Raw genomic sequence first — 19,646 nt, 5'->3', positions numbered from 1 at the left:
TTTCCGGCGGGCCGTGTCCGGCATGTATACGGAAGTCCCAGGCAGGGCTTGATTGTGATAGAGGCTGCCCCGTTTTCATGGGGATTGGGATGAGCGGGAGTGGCCGAGATCACCTCAGCGGGAGGTGAGGAGGCGGTCCAGGACGCGGACGCCGAACTCCAGACCCTCGACGGGGACACGCTCGTCCACCCCGTGGAACATGCCGAAGTAGTCGAGGTCCGGGGTGAGCATCAGCGGGGCGAAGCCATAGCCCCTGATGCCGAGCCCGGCGAAGGACTTCGCGTCGGTGCCGCCCGACATCACGTACGGCACCGGTCGCGCCGACGGGTCCTCGGCCACCAGGGCGGCGCGGAGCCGGTCGAAGAACGGCGAGTCCATCGGGGCGGAGGGGGCGTCCTCGATGTTGACGAACTCCCGGGTCACCCGGGGGCCGAGCAGACGGTCGATCGTCTCCAGGAACTCCTCCCGATGCCCTGGCAGGAACCGCCCGTCCACGTGTCCCTCGGCGGTGCCGGGGACCACGTTGACCTTGTAGCCCGCCTGGAGCATCGTCGGGTTCGCCGAGTTGCGGATCTGCGCCCCGAACAGGTCGCCGATCCTGCCGAGCCGCCGAGCCTCCTCCTCCAGCCGGTCGAGATCGATGCGCTCGCCGAGAACGGCCGACAGGTCCTCGATCAGCGCCGCCACTCCGGGCGTCAGCCGCACCGGCCAGCGGTGGGAGGCGATCCTGGACATGGCGTGGCAGAGTTCGGCCACCGCGTTGTCCACCGGCGGGCGGGAGCCGTGGCCCGCGACGCCGGTCGCGGTGAGCCGCATCCAGGCGGTACCGCGCTCGCCCACCGCGACGGGGTAGATCCGCGCGCCCCCGGCCTCGACGCTGTAGCCGCCGGACTCGCTGATCGCGTCGGTGCAGCCGTCGAACAGCTCGCGGTGGCGCCGTACCGCGTAACGCGCTCCGTACTCGCCGGTGGCCTCCTCGTCGGCGAGGAAGGCGAGGACGATGTCCCGATCCGGCCGCACCCCGCGCCGGGCCCAGTCGCGGACCAGGGTGAGCGTCATGGCGAGGGTGCCCTTCATGTCGATCGCGCCCCGGCCCCAGACGCATCCGCCGAAGACCTCGCCGGAGAAGGGGGGGATCCGCCAGTCGGACGGCCTCGCGGGGACCACGTCGAGGTGGCCGTGGATCAGCAGGGCCTCGGGCGAGTCGCCGGGGATCCTGGCGATCACGCTGGTCCTGCGGCTGGCCGACTCGAACACCACGGGCTCGATCCCGGCGTCGGACAGCAGGGTGGCGACGTGCTCGGCCGCTGGACGTTCACCGGTGCCGGGATTGGTGGTGTCGAATCTGATCAGATCCGAACAGATCTGTGCGACCTCGCTCATCAAAGAACGCCCCCGGAGCCAGATTCCCAAAGCTTTTCATCAAAAGGTGCATACCCCTCCGGGTTGGAAGTAGCACCCCATGTGGTCATTATGTGGTCGTTTCGAGCACTCCCGGTCGGCTATGACGCCGCCACCCCTGCAGGGTCCGGGAGCCCGGCCTCACTCGCTGTGCGTGGTCTGCGGGGTTTTTTTGGTCGAGCCCTTCGCCACGCTGGGGTCGCCCGCGGCGAACGCCTCGGCGACCTTTCCTCCGATGCGTCCGCGCTCGCTCACCTCGATCCCGTGGGACTTCGCCCACGCCCGGATCTCGGCGCTCCGCTCACGGTTGCCGCCGGAACCCTTCGACCTGCCCTTGCGGCCCATGGAGGTGCTCGCCTTGCGGGCGGCGGACTGGAACGGTCTGAGGGCCTCGCGAAGTTTCGTGGCGTTCTTCGAGCTCAGGTCGATCTCGTAGGCGGTGCCGTCGAGGCCGAACGAGACGGTCTCGTCGGCCTTCTTACCGGTGATGTCATCGGTGAACGTGACGACTTGCTGACGTGCCATTGTGTGACTCCTTAATCTTGGCGCCGGAGCGTGCGGCCGTGAACCCGGCCGACGATGGTCCCGCGTCTCTTCCCCGCGCGTAAAACTCTAGTCCCTCCTTTCGTTGTCGCGCCCAGGAAACCCCTGTTCGCCGGAGATCCACTCTCTCAGGTTAATTACTCGAGGTCGAACTCCGGCGTCTCCACGTCATTGGTAAATGCTTCCCGTTCGCGGGGCATTAAAAACGACGACGACACCGGGACCCCTTGGCGGCTTGTATGCCGGGCTCTGCCGGCTGCCCCGGCGGGCTTTACCGAAGGAGGGCCGGGGCGCTTTGGAGTTTCGTGACCTCCGGGTGGTTTCCATCCTGGCCGCCCGGAAAAAAATCGACTTCCACCACTTCGGGCACTCCGGTGCGTCGTTCGGCCGCGGTTCGTTTCCCTGGCTCCGTGGCGCCGGAGGCGCCGGCCTGCCGCGGCGGCCCTCTCGGCCGGCAGACAGGTTCTTTCGCTCCCTTTTCGCTGCTCACGGTACTTGTCACACCGAGACCGTACGGAAGGGACGAGGGGTGGGCCAGGTCGGGAGAGGTGGAAGGAGAGGCTTCGCGCGGGTCGCGCCGGACGCTCGGCGGACAATTCGCGCACGCCGGAAGTTCGTAACCGAGCGCGTTCCGGGATTCCGGAGGACAAATGGCTTCCCCGCCCCCCGGAATGCGCGCCGCCCGTGCACGGGTTTCAGGTGTCCGGTATCGGGCGCCTTCGAAGGCGCCGCCGGTACGTTGCCGATCACATTGAGGTGTGCTCTCGACACTCTCCGGTAAGGCAAGACTCGCCTTGCGGACCGTATGATTCCGGGCGTCTCGCATTGCGGGAGAGGGGGGACGGCGGTGGTCGTTTGCTCCTTGGCCGACATTGGCCCGTTCCATCACCCGGATCAATCGCGCGGCCTTCCCCGAATTGTTCGCGAACCGATCGGAGATCGGATAGGCGTATTGACCGGATCCCGGCGTTCCCGGTTCGGCCGGACCTCCGGGGTCCGGGGCCCGGCCGTCCGGCCCGATCACCGGATCGCCCGGACGTGCTCACCGGGGACTCCCCTCCGGCCCGCCCGGCGGCCGGGAGGTCCGCCGGTCCCGGGCCTCGGACGGGCTCCCGAACCCTCGGCCCTTCGCTCCGGAGTCCCGGGAACTCCAGGAGCCCGAACAGTCCCGGCGGCTTCGGCAGGAGTCCTCGGCGTCGGTGGCCGCCGCCTGCCGTGCGGACGAGAGCGGATTTGTCGGTAGCGATCTCTACCGTCCGGCTCATGACGAACGCAGTGCAGGCCTACGCCTATGCCGGCCCCTCCACACTCGCCGACGGACATCTGGGCCTGTCGACATCCGGTGGCCGGACCACGTCGGGGTTTCTCGACCATCCCCGCTTCTTCAGCGGAGTGCTCACCCAGGCCGCACCGGCCGCGACCGGCCTGCTCGCGGTCGCCGACGTGGCATTGGCCCGCTACCACCGGCCGCAGCCGGGATTCACCCGCGATCCGGTCGTGACCTGTGGTGGCGACCGTCTTCGATTCGAGTCCTTCTCCGCCTGCGGTGGCGTCTACGCCCGGCTGGACGTGCTCGGCCCCGCCCTCGACGGTGAGATCTTCGACCGGGGCACCACCAACGTGGACGTCAACAACCCGCTGCGTGAGGCACTGGCCAGGGTCGGCGCCCGTGACCCGCTGCACGTCGGGGTCGGCCCCGACGAGCTCACCGTGACCACCCTGGACGGCGCGGTCGTGGAGAAGAAGGTGCCGCTGCCCGACCGGTGGCTGCGCGGTTTCGCGGAGGTCCAGGTGATCGCCTCCGGATTCGACCTGCGTGCCGAACTCGCCGGGCCGCAAGCCGTCAGGTTCCTGCGCGGCCTGCCGAAGCGGGCGACGGCCGAGGTGTGGGCGGTCCCCGCGGGCAGGGAACTGAGACTTTCGGAGCGGGCCGTACCCGGTGGGGTCCATCTGGCCGGGGCCGGCAGGCTGGCGACGATGATGCCGTTGTTGCGCTTCGCCAAGGCTCTGCGGGTGTACGGGCCGACGGACGGCTCGGGGGCGAGCGCCTGGGAGCTGGAACTGCCCGGTATGCGGTACACGCTGGTGCTTTCTCCGCAGGCTTGGCGCGGTTTCTCCGGGGAGGGAGCCGTCCTGGACGATCTTTCCTCGGACGTGGTGGCCGGCGACGCCGACCTGGTCGGCGTCCTGCTCGACTTCGAGCCCACCCTGGAACTCGGCCTGCTCGCCGAACGCTCCGGGCTCGCGCCGGAGCGGGTCCGGGCCGCGCTCACCCAGCTCGGCACGGCGGGCCGGGTCGGCTACGACCTCTTCGAGGCCGCGCACTTCCACCGCGAGCTGCCCTACGACCGCGACCACGTCGCAGCGCTGAACCCCAGGCTCGGCTCCGCCCGCGCCCTGGTGGCCTCCGGCGCCGTCCGCCTCACCGGTGCCGATTCGGCCGAGGTGACCACCGGAGGCGGCGTCCGCCTGGTGCGGATGGCGGAGGGGTCGTGCACCTGCCCGTGGTGGTACGACCACCGGGGCTCGCGAGGCCCCTGCAAGCACGTGCTCGCCGCCCGGATGGCCGCCGGCACCCCGGACGCCTCTCCGGCGGCGCCGCTCTCCCACGTCGGGGAGGACTCCCGATGACGGTCTGGGACGAGGTCCGCGACCTCATCGACAACGGTGGCCTCGACGAACTCGCGGCCCGGATGGCGGGGCTCGACGCCGCCGGGCGCAAGGAGGTCGCGAAGGAACTGCCGGGACACCTCAGGTCGGTGCGTCTCGGGACGGACGACTTCGAGCGGTGGGAAAGCCGGGGCGCGCGGAGAGAACGCCTGCGGGTGGCGGGCGCGGGGTCGCTCGGTGGCGCGGCGGCCGTGGCCACCTGGCTGAACCGCCGCGAATTCGCGTTCTTCAGCTGGGAGAGGCCGGGCGACACCGACGCCCTCATGACGGTGATCTCCGCACGGGAGCCCGAGTGGCAGGCCGATCTGGTCACCCGGCTCACGCTCCGGATCCGCGACCGGACCTCACCGGGGGTGCCGCTGGCGCTGAACCTGCTCCGCCGTACCGGCGTGACCCCGCCCGAGCACGACCCGCTCGTGCTCGGCTGGCTCACCACGCCGCCCAGTGCGAGCAGGCTCCGCAGGGATCCGCTCTTCGACACCCTGCTGCCGAGGATCTTCGAGGCACAGGGCGTGGGCCGCGCCCTGCGCGAGGAGCGAAGCACCCCGCTGCGCTCCGACTCCTGGCTCGGTGCCCTGGCCATGCTGGGCGGCGAAGGGCGGGCGAGCCGCGAGATGCTCGTGAACGGCTGCGTGAGCCGGTTCCTGCGCGGAGGGGACGCCGTCGACCTGCGGTTCTTCGTCCGCCTCCACGAGCTGCTCGATCCCACGTACGCGGAGGTGGAGGCCCGCGCCCGCGACTACCTGCGCCTGCTGCCGGCCGCGCCGGGGCCGGTCGCGGAACTCGCGCTCAGGCACCTGCGCCGCCTCGACCACCTCGACCCGGCCGACGTGACCGAGGCGCTGGAGGGCGTGCTGTTCCGCGCCGAGAGCGGGCTGGTGCGCACCGGGCTGACCTGGCTCGACCAGACCCTGCGGCGGTCGCCGGAACGGGCCGACGAGCTGGCTCCGGCTCTCGCGTCCGCGTTCGGACACGAGGCGTACGCCGTACAGGAACGCGCCACGCGTCTCGCGGCCAAGCACGCGGCACACCTCACCCCGCTCGGCGCGGAGACGCTGCGCTCGGCGCTGGACGCGCTCCCACCCGACCTGAGACGGCTCCTCGCCGAGACGGTCGGGGGAGAGCCGGAGCCCGAGGCCGAGCCGGAGGTCCTCGTCCCGCCGCCGCTCATCCCACCCGATCCGGTAGGAGCCTTCCCCGACCCGCCGGGCACGGTCGCCGAACTGGTCCGCGCGGGCTCGTCTCGCGACTGGCAGGAGGCCGAGCGGTGGCTCGCGGGCTTCGTCCTGCTCGCGGCGGAGGACCGCGAGGCGCTGCGCGCCGCGCTCAGCGAGAGCGTCGACCGGATTCACGAGCTCTACCGGAGGGAGGACTGGTACGCGCCGCACGACTGGTTCACTGCGATCGCCGCCGAACTCGTCATCCCCGGCGCCGACCCCGGACCGGCGGTTCGGGAGGATCCCGAGGTTTCCGAGGGGTGGACCTTCGGGAACGTCACGACCGGTTCGGGGAGCCTGGGCGGCTGGGAGATGTTCCTCGGTGATTTTCTCGCCGGAGCGCGCGACCAGATCATGCGGGTCCTCGCCGGAGTCGGCGAGGGCGGCGGGGCGGCAGGACCGGGGGAGGCGTACGGCGCCGCCCGGGAGCTCAGACCCGACCGGCTCCCCGGTGAGCACGACGTCTCCGCGCCGCACCGGTTCGTGCTCCGGCGGTGCGCGGAGGTGCTCGCCGCGCTCAGGGCGGGAACGCTGCCGCCGGTCCTGCTCGCGACCCCGACCGCCGCCACCGGTCACCTCGATCCCGCCGTCTTCCTCACCCGGCTGGAGGCGATCGAGGCCACCGGGGCCGAGCCGCTGCCCGCCGACTTCCAGCAGGCGCTGCTGCGGTTGCCGGCGACCGTGGAGCCCGAGGCGGTCGTCCGGGCCGGAGGGCTCACCTCCGAGGCCGGGCGCCGGGCGGCGCGGTGGCTGGCGGAGGGGCCGGTCGAGGTGGAGACGCGCGTCCGCTGGACGTTCAGCGAGAACGGGGTTCGCTACACCGACGAACACGAGCCGCCTCCGGGCGCCCGCCTGAATCCGGTTCCCCGGGTGCGGGCCGAAACGACCGGCCTGCCCTTCGTCGACGAGCTGCTCGGCGAGGTGCCGAGCAGCCACGGGGAGATGCACGGCCAGTGCCTGGGCTGGTGGCCCGCCGTCCTGCCCTCGCACCGCGACGTGGTCGCCGCCGGCTATCTCCCTCATCTGCTCCACTCCTGGTACCGGCCCGGGGTCCAGTCGGAAGACGTCGAGGCGCTCACCGCCGGTGAGGGGCCGGCCGGTGAGCCGATCGCGCTGCTGCTCGCCTTCTTCCTCGCCCAACGGGATCCGGACCGTGGCGTGCGGCTGGTACTGCGGATGGCGGCGAGGGGGGACCTGCCCGCGGACGCGCTCGGCAGGCAGCTCGCCCTGCTCACGGAGCGGACCTGGGTGAAGCTGCCGCACGCGGTGGCCGGGCTTGAGCGGGCGGCCGGGCAGGGAGCCCACCGAGAGGTCTGGCAGGTGATCCGGGCGGCACTGCCGCACGTGTTGCCGGGGGAGGGGGAGCGGCCGCGCTCGGGCGCGACCGAGCTCGTCGCCCTGGGCGTGGAGGTGGCAGGCCGGGCCGGGGCGCGAGGAGAGATCACCGGGCTCGCCCCGTCGTCACGCCGTTCCTCGTCGGGGTTCGGCCGCCAGTGCCGCCGCCTGCACGACTATCTCGTACGGTCCTGAGTCCGTCCGCTCGGGGCGGGGGTGGCGGGACGGTGGCCGGGCGGACGCCGTCCCGTCGCGTGTGCGGAGAACGCCGAGAACGCCGTGGCGACGAGCTTGCGGATCAGCACCGTGAGCGCCGCGGTGATGATCGCCGCCCAGGTCTGGGCCTGGGAGAGGCGCAGGAGCCCGGCCGCGAGGAGGAAGTCGAGCAGCACTCCCAGAGCGGTGCCGGCGGCGGCTCCGGAGAGGAGGACGGCGAGCGCCGCGGCCAGTCCCATGACGACGATGAGGGGGACGAGCGTGCGGGCGAGGTCAGTCATTCCCCGCACCGGGCGGGACGCGCCCGCCGGGGTCGTCCGGCGAATCCCGCCCGCCGGGGACGGCCTGCGAGGCGCCCCCGCGTGCCTCGCTCATCGTGCGTCCCTCCCGCTGGATCTCCTTGTTCAGGAAGAAGTTCAGGGCGGTGCGGATGGCCGCGATCGCCGCGAGCTGTCCGATCTGCGGGAAACTCGGCGCGATCGCCGTGCGCAGCACGTCGCTCGCCAGTTGGAACTCCAGGCCGAGCGCGAGGAAGCGTCCCAGGAACAGCCGCACCGCGATGAACCCGTCCTCGTGCCGCCGTACGGCCACCAGCACGAACCGCACGAACGCGATCGCGGCGCCGACGAAGATGACGGCCGCCCCGGCCGCCTCGACGAGGCGTACCAGCAGGTCGACGAGCCGCCGGAGGGTCTCCTCCGGTAGAAGATCGGGCATGCGCTGCTGGTACCCCGCCGGATCCCGGCCCATGCGCCCGCGGTCGCCGCCCGGTTCGCGCCGCCCGGAGGCGGAGAGTGGCGCGAACCGGACGCTCGCGTCGCCCTCCCCCAGACTCCCTCCGGCCGATCGGCGGCGCTCGGCCCGCCGTGTCCGTCGAGTGCCCGTCAGAGGTAGAGGCCGGTGTTCTCCTGGGGGGCCGGTGCGTGGTTGATGACGCCGTCGCGGAGGGCGAAGAGTTCGGCGAGGGTCGCACCGGAGGGGGAGAGTCCTTCGCCGGTGCCGAGCCAGCGGGCGGCCTCGTCGTGGGGGAAGGCGCCGACCTCGATCTGGGCGAGGCAGCGGCCGGGACGGGTGACGGCAGGGTGGAGGTGGGCGAGGTCCTCGTTGGTGGTGATGGCCACCAGGACGTCGCGGCCCTGGCCGAGGAGCCCGTCGGTCAGGTTGAGAAGGCGCGACAGGCCCTGTCCGGTGGCCTCCTTGGCGCCGGACCTGATCAGTTCGTCACAGTCCTCCAGCACCAGGAGCCGCCACCGATCTCCGCTGTCGCCTCCGCCGTCGTGGTCATGGTCGTCGGAGCCGACAGCGACCTCCATGAGGTATCCGGGGGAGTGGAACAGCTGCTCGGGGTCCAGCACGCAGTCGACCTGGCACCACGACCGCCACTCGTGGGCGAGCGTGCGCAGCAGCGTCGTCTTGCCGGTGCCCGGCGGCCCGTGCAGCAGGATCAGCCGGCCGTGTGCCTCCGAGGGGGTGACGGACATCAGCCGAGACAGCGGTTCGCTCACGGACCTGGCGTAGTTGCCGGCGACCTCCGCCCAGGGAGCGGCGGTGATCGGCTTCTCCGAGCGGCGGCTGCCCCGGGGACCCTGCCACCAGAAGCCCATCGTGACGTGGTCGCTCTCGGGGGCGGGCTCCTCTGCGTCCCTCGTGATCTCCTCGATCACCGAGCGGGCCAGGCCCTCGTCGACCGCGGTCACGCTGACCGTGGCGGCGCGGTTGCGGTAGCGGATCACGCGCAGGGTCCAGCCCTCTCCGCACAGCAGCCGCGAGTCGCGGCCGTCCTTCTCCGAGGCCGCCCTGACGAGCCTTCCCGAGGCGGGGGCGAGAGAGGCGTCGGGACGGACCCGCTCCAGGTTCGCGGTGCGCGACCAGGGCTGGGCCCCGGTCGCGAAGGGGGACAACGCGAGGGCGTCGATCACGTCCACCGCCGCGTCGCCGTCGTCGAGCCAGATCTTCATCGGCAGCTCGACCGGGCGCGGCTCCGGCTGGAAGTCGACCTCCTTGAGTACGGACATGGCGCCAATGATCCTCGCGGGACGCTCTGCGGTCGAAGGGTTTTCGCGCCGGACTCAGGAGGCCGCCGAGGAAGCGGGGACCTCGGGGGCGGTGCGGAGCAGGGCGTCGACCAGAGGGCTCGGCGGGCGGGTGAGCGGACCGGTGAGGACGAGGGCGCGGGTCAGGGACGGCTTCAGCGGGATCATGACGAGCCCGGGGGTGAGGAGGCCGCGGCCGAGGTCGGGAACCGTCGAGACGCCGATACCGGCGGCGATCATTCCGATGAGTGTGCCGAGCTCGCGCACATGCTGGGCAGGGGCGTAGGGGACACCCGCCATGGAGCACAGCAGTCGGGTCTGCGGCTCGCAGCCCCCCTTGGAGACGAGCAGCGGATCCTCCGTCAACTCGGCCATCGTGATGTGTTCCTGACCGGCGAGGGGGTGATCGGTGCGGACCACGGCGTGGAAGGCGTCGCGGCCCACCACCACATGCGCGGGAGGAGGGGGCAGCGGATCGACGAGGACGGCGGCGTCGACGACCCCGGTCTCCAGCCAGGGAGACAGCTCGTCGTCGTCACCCTCGAAGACCTGCACCTCGACACCGGGGAGTTCCGCGCGCCACGTCCGCATGAGCTGGGGGAGCAGCCCGCAGCAGACCGTGGGCGGGGCGGCGACGCGGACGACTCCGGTGTGCTGTCCCAGGTGTGCGGAGACGGCCTCGTCGATGGCGGACACCGAGGCGAGCGCCGCCTGGGCGTGCGGCAGGATCGTCGTCCCCAGGGCGGTGGGTCCCACGCCTCCGTGCCGCAGCACCAGCGGTGCGCCGAGAGCGCGCTCAAGTGCGGCGAGCGCGTGGGAGACCGCCGACTGGGACATGCCCAGCTCCTCGGCGGCCGCGCCGAAGCCGCCGTTCGCGATCACGGCGGCGAAGACTCGGAGTTGCGCGACCGTGGCCCTCATGAGGACATCTCATCACACCGCCGGGGCAACTCATTGGACACATGCTCAGCGCCTGATGAGACTGCTCCGGTGACCCGTGAAAGAACCTTCCCGGCAGCTCCGCGGGTGCGGGCGGCCGACGCCGCGCCGCTCCCGGCGAGCAGGTCGGTGCTCGCCCGATATCTCGCGCTCGCCCTGACCTGGGGGGCGAGCTTCCTGTTCATCAAGGTCGCTCTCACCGGCCTGTCTCCCGTCCAGACGGTGCTGGGCCGTCTCACGCTGGGAGCGCTCACCCTCAACGCGATCATGCTGGTCACCCGCCGGAGCTGGCCGAGGCAGCCGAGACTCTGGGCGCACCTGGGGGTGGTCGCGCTGCTGCTGTGCGTGGTGCCGTTCCTGTTGTTCGCCTGGGCCGGGCAGCACATCCCCTCGGGGCTCTCCAGCATCTACAACGCCACGACGCCGCTGATGACGATGTTCGTGACCCTGGCCGCGCTCCGCCAGGAACGCCTGGACGCGGCGGGGGTGCTCGGCCTGCTGCTGGGCGCGGCCGGTGTCGTCGTCGTCCTCGCCCCGTGGAACCTGAGCGAGGCCGGCCCCGGATGGGCGCAGGCGGCCTGCCTGGGGGCGACGTTCTGCTACGGCCTGGCCTTCGCCTACACGCGGCGCTTCGTGGTCTCCTACGGCTACGACGCCCCCACGATCGCCGCCGCCCAGATCAGCGTGGCGGCCCTGGTCATGCTCGCGCTGAGCCCGCTGCTGGCAGGCGGTCCGGTGCGCCTGGACCTGCCCGTCGTGGCGAGCATGGCCGCCCTGGGCGTCCTGGGTACGGGGCTCGCCTACATCTGGAACACCACGGTCATCGCCCGTTGGGGGGCGACGGCCGCCTCGACGGTGACGTACCTGACCCCGCTGGTGGGGGTCGTCCTCGGGGTGCTCGTCCTGGGTGAGACGCTGACGTGGAACCAGCCGCTCGGCGCGGTGATCGTCGTCATCGGCATCATGACCGGTCAGGGCCTCATCGGTTCCTGGTCAGGTCGCCGGTCTCGGTGACCAGCTCGGGGCCGGGAACGTCCTTCCAGGTGTAGGTCAGGGCGTCACCTTTGCGCCTGAGCCACACCGTCCCGGGGACGCAGCCGGTGCCGGAGCCGAGGGTGAAGGTCAACTCCTCGGCGGTGACCTTGGCCAGGGTGATCCGCCCCTTGCAGCCGTTGACCGGTTCCGCCCATTCGGCTCCGTCGTCGCCCTTTCTGAGCGTGACCTCGATCCGCTTCTCGCCGGGGGAGAACGGGTTGGTGGAGGTGACGCCGTCACCGGCCCACGCTCCGGCGAAGGAGGCGGGGATCTCGACCCTGTTCCCCGGCGGGGCCGACCTCTCGGTGCCGGAGGGTTCCGGAGTGGACGGGGCCTCGCCTCCGGACGGCGACGACGGCGACGACGGGGACGGCGGGGTGGACGGTGTCGCCCGGCCGGAACCGTCGACGCCGGTCTCGGGGATGCCCGGAATGAGCCAGGCGGCGACCCCCGCGGCGATCAGCAGCGACACCGTGACGAGGGCCGCGCCGGTGACGGCGCCCCGCCGGCCACGGCGGGATTCCCGGGTCGTGAGCGCCGACCGTCCCGGAGGGGCGGCGATCCGGCTGCCGATCCTGGCCAGATCCTCGGTGGACTCGGCGGAGGGGTCGGCGGCGACCGGGTCGACGAGGCCGACCATCAGCGCGCGGGCCGTCGGACGGCGGGCGGGATCCTTGTCCAGGCAGGAGGCGATCAACCCGGCGAAGGCGGGGGGCAGGGGCGACAGGTCCGGGTGGTGGTTGAGGATCCGGTTCAGCACGGCCGGCACGGTGTCGGCGCCGAAGGGAGGGCTGCCGCTCGCCGCGCAGAGCATGGTGGCCGCCCAGCCGAACACGTCGGAGGCGGGTGAGGCGGGAGCCCCGCCGATCTGCTCGGGGGACAGGTAGGCGGGGGTGCCGATCAGGCCGGAGGCGGTCGTGGCCGCGCCCTCCGCCCTCGCGATGCCGAAGTCGACCACCCTGGGGCCGTCGGGGCCGAGCAGCACGTTGGCGGGCTTGAAGTCGCGGTGCACCACCCCGGCGGCGTGGATGGCCGTCAGCGCGGTCGCCGTACCGACCACCAGGCGTTCCAGTTCGCCGCCCCGCAGTGGGCCCCGCTCGCGGATCCTCTCCTCCAGCGAGGGGCCGTCGACGAACTCGCTGACCACGTACGGGAGGGGGCCGTCCACGGAGGCGGTCAGCACGCGCGCCGTGCAGAAGGGCGCGACGCTCTCCAGGGCGGACAGTTCGCGGGCGAGTCGCGCCCGCGACGCGGTGTCGCCGCGGAACAGCACCTTCACCGCAACCCGCTCGCCGCTGGGAGCGTGCGCGAGGTAGACGACGCCCTGGCCGCCCTCACCGACTCTCCCGGCGAGCTGGAACGCGCCGAGCCGAGCCGGGTCGTCAGGGGTGAGGGGGGTCACGACCATGGGGGAAGGCTATCCGTCTTGTCGGTGATGTGAAGTGTGATGGGTGAACGGGGGACACGGAGGAGAAAGGGGAACCGCCCGGTTCGGGGCGGCGTGCCGGATGCCTGGCTCGCCGGTGACCCACGGCGTTCGCGCCGAAGGGAGAGGAACCTGGAAAAGGGGGAAGCGCGCTCCCACCTCGACGGGGCTCGCCGAGCCTCGCTGGGCCGGGGGAGGGCGCGGTTTAGAGGGCCAGGCAGGGGTTAGGAGAACGGCTGTTTCGCTACCCGACGACCATCCGGAGTGCTTCCCCCATCACACCGCGGCAAGGGACCAATTGCTTTAACGGCCTCATTGGTGCCGTGTCAGCCATTACGCTCCGGTAGGGCAATATCACTCAGACAGTGGAGACGTTTCGTGGCCATCGATCTCGTTACTCGCCGTGAGTGGGGCGCCCGCCAGCCGCGCGGTTCCTACAGCAAGCTCAACTCCACCAAGGGAGTGAAGGTCCATTACACGGGTGGCCAGGTCAGCCCGGACATCGTGAACGACCACGCCAAGTGTGTCGCGTTGGTGAAGTCCATCCAGAGCCACCACATGGACGGCAACGGCTGGATCGATGTCGGATACTCCATGCTGGTCTGTCCGCATCGGAAGGTCTTCGAGGGGCGCGGCGTGCGCAACGTCCCGGCCGCCAACGGCGCCGGGCTCAACAGCGACCACTACGCGGTGCTCGGGCTGGTCGGCTCCTCGGGATTCACCAAGCCGACCGACGACATCCTGCACGGCATCCTCGACGCCATCGAATACCTCAGGGACAAGGGCGGGGCGGGCAGGGAGATCAAGGGGCACCGCGACGGCTACTCGACCAGTTGCCCCGGCGAGCCCCTGTACGCGTGGGTCAAGCGCGGCGCCCCACGCCCCGGCGGGGCTCCCAACCCGCCCGAACCTCACCCCTCCTTCCCCGGCCGCATACTCAAGCAGCCGCCGGTCATGCAGGGGGAGGACGTCCGCACCTGGCAGCGGCGGATGCGCGACCGAGGCTGGGCGATCGACGTCGACGGCCTGTACGGCCCCGCCTCCAGTGAGGTCTGCAGGAAGTTCCAGAAGGAGAAGGGCCTCGCCGTCACCGGCGCCGTCGACCGGACCACCTGGGACGCCGCCTGGCAGGAGCCCGTCACCTGACCGTCGCGTGACCGGCTCCCCGGTGGCGCGCCTCGCCGTCGCCACCGGGGGCGGATCCCGAGATCGGCCTCCTTGCCGCACCCCCTGTCGACGCCACACCGGCGCGGATCACGCCGGTCACGAGTCACGCCGAACCCCCTGCCCGCACCCCCTGTTGACCCCAGTGTTGGTATTCGTCCGGGGGGCGGGGGAAGTTCTCGGTGGCGCGACGCTTAGGATCCGGTGCATGACCGTGCCGCCTGAGGAGTCTCGATCGGCCGCCGAGTTCCCACCGGTCACCCGTGACCGGTGGCGGGAGCTCGCGCTCGGGGTGCTGCGCAAGTCCGGGGTCGAGACCGACTCCCCGGAGGAGGCGCTGGCCTTCACCACCTACGACGGCGTGACGATCGCGCCGATCTACGACGCGTCCGACCTGCCAGGTGATCCCGGCCTTCCCGGAGCCGCGCCCTACGTCCGCGGCTCCCGTCCCGAGGGCGGCTGGGAGGTACGGCAACGCCACGAGATACCCGATCCCGAGGCGATCCTCGCGGATCTGGAGAACGGCGTCGACTCGCTGTGGCTCGCCCTCGACCCGGAGGATCTGCCACGCGCGCTGGAGCGGGTCCACCTGAACCTGATCTCGGTCACGCTCGACGCGGGCAAGCGGACCCGCGAGGCGGCAGCGGCGCTTTTCGCGCTGGCCGGGGAGCGGGAGGCCTCGGCGCCGCGCGGCGAGGCGGCCGCGGCGCCCGGCGGCGGGCCGGGAACGCCGGTGTCCGGCGACGGACCGGGTGCTACCTCCGGTGCCACCGGCCGCGCGGCCGATGACGGACCGGGGAGGCTCACCGGGAACCTGGGCGCCGACGTCCTCGCCGACGCGGACACGGCGATCGAGCTGGCCCGCCGCTGCGTCGCGGACCATCCGGGCCTTCGGGCGGTGGTCGTGGACGCCACGCCGTACCACGACGCGGGGGGCGGCGACGCAGAGGAGCTCGGCTGCTCCATCGCGGCGGGGGTCGCCGCGCTGCGTGCCCTGACCGGCGCGGGTCTGACGATGGAGCAGGCGTTCGGGCAGCTGGAGTTCCGCTACGCCGCCACCGCCGACCAGTTCCTCACCATCGCCAAGCTCAGGGCCGCCCGCAGGCTCTGGGCGCGCGTCGCCGAGGTGTGCGGTGTCTCCGGCGTCTCCGGTGTCTCCGGTGCGGCGCAGCGGCAGCACGCGGTGACCGGTTCGGCGATGATGACCGCCCGCGACCCGTGGGTGAACATGCTCCGCACCACGCTCGCCTGCTTCGCGGCCGGTACCGGCGGGGCCGACGCGGTGACGGTGCAGCCCTTCGACGCCCGCCTCGGCCTGCCGGACGCCTTCGCCCGCCGCATCGCGCGCAACACCCAGTCGCTGCTCGTGGAGGAGGCCGGGGTGGCCCGGGTGATCGACCCGGCCGGGGGCTCCTGGTACGTCGAGCGGCTCACCGAGGACCTCGCGGTCAGGGCCTGGGAGTGGTTCCAGGAGATCGAGCGCGCCGGGGGGATGGCCGACGCGCTCGCCTCCGGGTTCGTCGCGGGACGGCTCGCGGCCACCTGGGAGCGGCGCGCGGCCGGAATCGCGAGGCGCCGCGACCCGATCACCGGCGTCAGCGAGTTCCCCGACCTGGCCGAGCGGCCTCTCAGCAGGCAGGCCAGGCCCGGCGAAAGCACCGGGGTGCACTACGCGCAGGAGTTCGAGGCGCTGCGCGACCTGGCGGACGCCCAGGAGACCCGGCCCAAGGTCTTCCTGGCGACCATCGGTCCGGTGGCCTCGCACACCGCGAGGGCGTCGTTCGCGGCCAACCTCTTCCAGGCGGGCGGTATCGCCACCGTGACCGGCGGCGCCGTCACGGATCCCGGCGAGATCGCCGCCGCGTTCGCCGCCTCCGGGGCGAGGATCGCCTGCCTGTGCTCCAGTGACCGGCTGTACGCCGGGCACGCCGAGGCGGTGGCCGCCGCGCTGAGGGGCGCGGGGGCGGTAAAGGTGTGGCTGGCGGGGAAGGGAGATTACGAGGGTGTGGACGGCTGTCTCTACGCGGGATGTGACGCGCTCGGCGTGCTCCGGACGACCTTCGACGATCTGGGGGTGGCTCGATGATTCCCGACTTCTCCGGCATTGAGCTCGGTGCGCGACCGGCGGCCCCCGGCGAGCACCCGGCGGACCCCGCGGCTCCTGATCCCGGCCTGGAGGACTGGGCGCGATCCGTTCGGGAGGCCACCGGGAGCGATCCGGGGGACCTGCTGTGGGAGACGCCGGAGGGCATCGGCGTCAAGCCCCTCTACACCGCCGCCGACCTGGCCGGGCTCGACTTCCTGGAGACCTACCCCGGCGCGGTCCCCTACCTGCGCGGCCCGTACCCGACCATGTACGTCAACCAGCCGTGGACCATCCGCCAGTACGCCGGATTCTCCACCGCGGCCGAGTCCAACGCCTTCTACCGGCGCAACCTGGCCGCCGGGCAGAAGGGCCTGTCGGTCGCCTTCGACCTGGCCACCCACCGGGGCTACGACTCCGACCACCCCCGGGTGGCGGGGGACGTCGGCATGGCGGGCGTGGCCATCGACTCCATCTACGACATGCGGCAGCTGTTCGACGGGATCCCCCTCGACAGGATGAGCGTGTCGATGACCATGAACGGCGCGGTGCTCCCCGTGCTCGCGCTCTACGTCGTGGCCGCCGAGGAGCAGGGGGTGGCCCCCGAGCAGCTCGCGGGGACCATCCAGAACGACATCCTCAAGGAGTTCATGGTCCGCAACACCTACATCTACCCGCCGGGCCCCTCGATGCGGATCATCTCCGACATCTTCGCGTACACCAGCGAGAAGATGCCGAAGTTCAACTCGATCTCGATCTCCGGATACCACATCCAGGAGGCCGGGGCCACGTGTGACCTGGAGCTCGCCTACACCCTCGCCGACGGGGTGGAGTATCTCCGGGCCGGCGTCGAGGCGGGCCTGGACATCGACAGGTTCGCGCCGCGCCTCTCGTTCTTCTGGTGCATCGGCATGAACTTCTTCATGGAGGTCGCCAAGCTGCGGGCGGCGCGGCTGCTCTGGGCGCGGCTGGTGTCCGGGTTCGGGGCGAAGAATCCCAGGTCGCTCTCGCTGCGGACCCACTCGCAGACCTCCGGCTGGTCGCTCACCGCCCAGGACGTCTACAACAACGTCGTCCGCACCTGCGTGGAGGCGATGGCCGCCACCCAGGGGCACACCCAGTCGCTGCACACCAACGCCCTCGACGAGGCGCTCGCCCTGCCCACCGACTTCTCCGCCAGGATCGCCCGCAACACCCAGCTGCTGCTCCAGCAGGAGTCGGGCACCTGCCGGGTGATCGACCCCTGGGGCGGCTCCTACTACGTCGAGCGGCTCACCCACGAGCTGGCCACCAGGGCATGGGGCCACATCGAGGAGGTCGAGGCCGCCGGGGGCATGGCGAGGGCGATCGACCAGGGCCTGCCGAAGCTGCGCATCGAGGAGGCCGCCGCCCGCACCCAGGCGCGCATCGACTCCGGGCGCCAGCCGGTCATCGGCGTGAACAAGTACCGGCCGGACGCCGACGAGCCCATCGAGGTGCTCAAGGTCGACAACACCTCGGTACGCGCCCAGCAGCTGGAGAAGCTGCGCCGCCTGCGCGAGGAGCGCGATCCCATCCGGGTGGAGGAGGCTCTCACCGCGCTGACCAAGGGCGCGGCGAGCGACGGGAACCTCCTCGCGCTGTCGATCGAGGCGGCCCGCGCCATGGCCACGGTCGGGGAGATCTCCGACGCGCTGGAGCGGGTCTTCGGGCGGCACGCGGCGCAGATCCGTACGATCACCGGGGTCTATCGCGAGGAGGTGGGATCCGGCGTGGACGGAGTTCGCGCGGCCTGCGCCGAGTTCGAGCGGCTGGAGGGCCGCCGTCCCCGCATCCTGGTGGCGAAGATGGGCCAGGACGGTCACGACCGGGGCCAGAAGGTGATCGCGACGGCCTTCGCCGACCTCGGCTTCGACGTGGACGTCGGCCCGCTGTTCCAGACGCCCGACGAGGTCGCCCGTCAGGCGGTCGAGGCCGACGTGCACGTGGTCGGCGTGAACTCGCTCGCCGCCGGGCACCTCACGCTCGTGCCCGCACTCCGCGAGGCGCTGGCCGCGCTGGGCGCGGAGGACGTCATGATCGTGGTCGGCGGGGTCATCCCGCCCGGTGACTTCGACGCGCTGCGCGCGGCGGGGGCGAGCGCGATCTTCCCGCCCGGCACCGTGATCGCCGACGCCGCCCGGGGACTGCTGGCGGACCTGCTCACCCGGCTGGGCCATGACGCGGACGCTTGACGACTACGTTCAGGGAGTGAAGGAGGGGTCCAGGGTCTGGATCGCGCGGGCGATCACGCTGGTGGAGTCCTCCAGGGCCGATCACAGGGACCTGGCCCAGCGGCTGCTCGCCGAGCTGACGCCGCTCTCCGGCGCCGCGCGCAGGGTCGGCATCACCGGCGTGCCCGGTGTCGGCAAGTCCACGTTCATCGACGCGCTCGGCACCCGGCTGACCGGGGAGGGGCATCGGGTGGCGGTGCTCGCCGTCGACCCGTCCTCGACGCGTACGGGGGGGAGCATCCTGGGCGACAAGACAAGGATGTCCCGCCTGGCGGTCGACCCGGCCGCCTTCATCCGCCCTTCGCCCACCTCGGGCACCCTGGGCGGGGTCACCAGGGCGACCCGCGAGGCGATGGTCGTGGTCGAGGCCGCCGGATACGACATCGTTCTCGTGGAGACCGTCGGCGTCGGCCAGTCGGAGACCGCCGTGGCCGACATGGTCGACACCTTCCTGCTGCTCACCCTGGCCAGGACGGGCGACCAGCTCCAGGGCATCAAGAAGGGGGTGCTGGAGCTGGCCGACGTGATCGCGATCAACAAGGCCGACGGCACCGAGGGCAGCTCCCACGAGCTGGACGCGCGCAAGGCCGCCAGAGAGCTCGCGGGAGCGCTCCGCCTGCTGGGCGCGGGGCGGACGCCCCCGGTGCTCACCTGCAGCGGGCTGACCGGCAAGGGGCTGGACGAGCTGTGGCGGCAGGTCGTCCACCATCGCGACGCCCTGGAGGCCTCGGGGGAGCTCGCCGAGCGCCGTCGCCGCCAGCAGGTCCGATGGACCTGGGCACTGATCACCGACAGGTTACTCACCCGGCTCCGCGAGCACCCCGAGGTCGCGGCGATCGTCGGCCAGGTGGAGCGCGACGTCCAGGAGGGTGTCCTCACCCCGTCGCTGGCCGCCGACCGCATCCTCGCGGCCTTCGCCAAGGGCGCCTGAGCGCTCGGGGAGCCTGACAGCTCGGAGCTGAGGACCCGCGGTCACACTGAGTAATGCCAGGTCATCGCATGATTAGCGGCTGATCCACTAATTAAGGCGCTCATGTTAAGCGCATGTTAACGAGGATCATGCCGGAAAGTGGTGGGCTTTATATGCTATACACCCTTGATCACTTCTGGTGAGTCATGTGATACTTTGTGCGAAGATTAACTAATGTTGTGATGTGATGCGCTTTAGCGTGTAAAACACAGAATGAGACAGGCGAGGAGGCTCGGAGCGTCCCAGGTGGATTGTCGGCCGAGCGGTCCTGTTCCGTTGGCTGACCAGTCCTGATTCGCGCCCCGGGTGGGAACGGGACACGTGGGGTGTCCCCGTTTTCGAACACCGCCGCGCTCACCCGC

At 71.7% G+C, this 19,646-nt stretch carries 14 protein-coding genes; 7 read left to right on the top strand and 7 right to left on the bottom strand.

Annotation, left to right across the window (positions count from 1 at the left end):
- Positions 1-114: 114 nt before the first annotated feature.
- The gene (locus tag ACFY3V_RS11520) at positions 115-1,383 is read right to left on the bottom strand and encodes a M20/M25/M40 family metallo-hydrolase (protein ID WP_362897070.1); all 1,269 of its coding nucleotides are present in this window, start codon (positions 1,381-1,383) and stop codon (positions 115-117) included.
- 159 nt (positions 1,384-1,542) lie between these two features.
- Entirely contained in the window at positions 1,543-1,926 is a 384-nt protein-coding gene (locus ACFY3V_RS11515) for an Lsr2 family protein (protein WP_362897069.1), read from the bottom strand.
- A gap of 1,281 nt (positions 1,927-3,207) precedes the next feature.
- Here ACFY3V_RS11515 and ACFY3V_RS11510 point away from each other — a divergent pair.
- The gene (locus ACFY3V_RS11510) at positions 3,208-4,575 is read left to right on the top strand and encodes an SWIM zinc finger family protein (RefSeq protein ID WP_389772422.1); all 1,368 of its coding nucleotides are present in this window, start codon (positions 3,208-3,210) and stop codon (positions 4,573-4,575) included.
- Complete coding sequence (locus ACFY3V_RS11505; RefSeq protein WP_389772418.1) at positions 4,572-7,361, top strand: DUF6493 family protein; 2,790 nt, start codon at positions 4,572-4,574, stop codon at positions 7,359-7,361. Before ACFY3V_RS11510 ends, ACFY3V_RS11505 begins: the two co-directional genes overlap by 4 nt.
- Here ACFY3V_RS11505 and ACFY3V_RS11500 read toward each other — a convergent pair.
- The 4 genes from ACFY3V_RS11500 to ACFY3V_RS11485 form a co-directional block, all read right to left on the bottom strand.
- The gene (locus tag ACFY3V_RS11500; protein ID WP_362897066.1) at positions 7,343-7,663 is read right to left on the bottom strand and encodes a hypothetical protein; all 321 of its coding nucleotides are present in this window, start codon (positions 7,661-7,663) and stop codon (positions 7,343-7,345) included. The genes ACFY3V_RS11505 and ACFY3V_RS11500 overlap by 19 nt on opposite strands.
- Positions 7,656-8,099, bottom strand: coding sequence for a DUF1622 domain-containing protein (locus ACFY3V_RS11495; protein WP_362897065.1), 444 nt, complete (start codon positions 8,097-8,099; stop codon positions 7,656-7,658). Before ACFY3V_RS11495 ends, ACFY3V_RS11500 begins: the two co-directional genes overlap by 8 nt.
- Before the next feature lie 167 nt (positions 8,100-8,266).
- Positions 8,267-9,397 (bottom strand): DUF5925 domain-containing protein, encoded by a 1,131-nt coding sequence (locus tag ACFY3V_RS11490; RefSeq protein WP_362897064.1) that lies wholly within the window; start codon positions 9,395-9,397, stop codon positions 8,267-8,269.
- A gap of 54 nt (positions 9,398-9,451) precedes the next feature.
- Positions 9,452-10,336 (bottom strand): LysR family transcriptional regulator, encoded by an 885-nt coding sequence (locus ACFY3V_RS11485; protein ID WP_362897063.1) that lies wholly within the window; start codon positions 10,334-10,336, stop codon positions 9,452-9,454.
- A gap of 69 nt (positions 10,337-10,405) precedes the next feature.
- Between ACFY3V_RS11485 and ACFY3V_RS11480 the strand changes: the two genes are divergently transcribed.
- Positions 10,406-11,368, top strand: coding sequence for a DMT family transporter (locus ACFY3V_RS11480; RefSeq protein WP_362897062.1), 963 nt, complete (start codon positions 10,406-10,408; stop codon positions 11,366-11,368).
- Here the strand turns inward: ACFY3V_RS11480 and ACFY3V_RS11475 are convergent.
- On the bottom strand, positions 11,334-12,797 hold the full coding sequence (locus ACFY3V_RS11475; RefSeq protein ID WP_389772412.1) for a serine/threonine-protein kinase: 1,464 nt from the start codon (positions 12,795-12,797) through the stop codon (positions 11,334-11,336). The two genes, ACFY3V_RS11480 and ACFY3V_RS11475, sit on opposite strands and share 35 nt — an antisense overlap.
- A 396-nt stretch (positions 12,798-13,193) precedes the next feature.
- On the opposite strand from ACFY3V_RS11475, the gene ACFY3V_RS11470 reads away from it, so the two are divergent.
- From ACFY3V_RS11470 to meaB, 4 genes are all read left to right on the top strand, one after another.
- Positions 13,194-13,961 carry an N-acetylmuramoyl-L-alanine amidase gene (locus ACFY3V_RS11470; protein ID WP_362897060.1) on the top strand — a complete coding sequence of 256 codons (768 nt, stop codon included), beginning with the start codon at positions 13,194-13,196 and terminating at the stop codon, positions 13,959-13,961.
- Positions 13,962-14,187: 226 nt separating this feature from the next.
- Positions 14,188-16,065 (top strand): methylmalonyl-CoA mutase family protein, encoded by a 1,878-nt coding sequence (locus ACFY3V_RS11465; RefSeq protein ID WP_389772408.1) that lies wholly within the window; start codon positions 14,188-14,190, stop codon positions 16,063-16,065.
- Positions 16,062-18,275: a methylmalonyl-CoA mutase gene (scpA, locus tag ACFY3V_RS11460; protein WP_389772405.1), complete on the top strand. Its 2,214-nt coding sequence runs from the start codon at positions 16,062-16,064 to the stop codon at positions 18,273-18,275. Before ACFY3V_RS11465 ends, scpA begins: the two co-directional genes overlap by 4 nt.
- Positions 18,259-19,245, top strand: a complete 987-nt coding sequence (gene meaB / locus ACFY3V_RS11455) for a methylmalonyl Co-A mutase-associated GTPase MeaB (RefSeq protein WP_362897057.1) — start codon at positions 18,259-18,261, stop codon at positions 19,243-19,245. Before scpA ends, meaB begins: the two co-directional genes overlap by 17 nt.
- Positions 19,246-19,646: the final 401 nt, after the last annotated feature.

Source organism: Streptosporangium sp. NPDC000095 (assembly GCF_042899335.1).
Lineage (GTDB): Bacteria > Actinomycetota > Actinomycetes > Streptosporangiales > Streptosporangiaceae > Streptosporangium.
Note: the sequence above shows the minus strand (reverse complement) of the source record. Positions and strands in the feature narration are given on the sequence as shown.

What these genes read in the sequence shown, in the direction of transcription:
- ACFY3V_RS11495 (WP_362897065.1), bottom strand. Translation starts at nt 8,099, where the DNA reads ATGCCCGATCTTCTACCGGAGGAGACCCTCCGGCGGCTCGTCGACCTG.
- ACFY3V_RS11465 (WP_389772408.1), top strand. Translation starts at nt 14,188, where the DNA reads ATGACCGTGCCGCCTGAGGAGTCTCGATCGGCCGCCGAGTTCCCACCG.
- ACFY3V_RS11490 (WP_362897064.1), bottom strand. Translation starts at nt 9,397, where the DNA reads ATGTCCGTACTCAAGGAGGTCGACTTCCAGCCGGAGCCGCGCCCGGTC.
- scpA (WP_389772405.1), top strand. Translation starts at nt 16,062, where the DNA reads ATGATTCCCGACTTCTCCGGCATTGAGCTCGGTGCGCGACCGGCGGCC.
- ACFY3V_RS11475 (WP_389772412.1), bottom strand. Translation starts at nt 12,797, where the DNA reads ATGGTCGTGACCCCCCTCACCCCTGACGACCCGGCTCGGCTCGGCGCG.
- ACFY3V_RS11520 (WP_362897070.1), bottom strand. Translation starts at nt 1,383, where the DNA reads ATGAGCGAGGTCGCACAGATCTGTTCGGATCTGATCAGATTCGACACC.
- ACFY3V_RS11505 (WP_389772418.1), top strand. Translation starts at nt 4,572, where the DNA reads ATGACGGTCTGGGACGAGGTCCGCGACCTCATCGACAACGGTGGCCTC.
- ACFY3V_RS11510 (WP_389772422.1), top strand. Translation starts at nt 3,208, where the DNA reads ATGACGAACGCAGTGCAGGCCTACGCCTATGCCGGCCCCTCCACACTC.
- ACFY3V_RS11485 (WP_362897063.1), bottom strand. Translation starts at nt 10,336, where the DNA reads ATGAGGGCCACGGTCGCGCAACTCCGAGTCTTCGCCGCCGTGATCGCG.
- meaB (WP_362897057.1), top strand. Translation starts at nt 18,259, where the DNA reads ATGACGCGGACGCTTGACGACTACGTTCAGGGAGTGAAGGAGGGGTCC.
- ACFY3V_RS11500 (WP_362897066.1), bottom strand. Translation starts at nt 7,663, where the DNA reads ATGACTGACCTCGCCCGCACGCTCGTCCCCCTCATCGTCGTCATGGGA.
- ACFY3V_RS11515 (WP_362897069.1), bottom strand. Translation starts at nt 1,926, where the DNA reads ATGGCACGTCAGCAAGTCGTCACGTTCACCGATGACATCACCGGTAAG.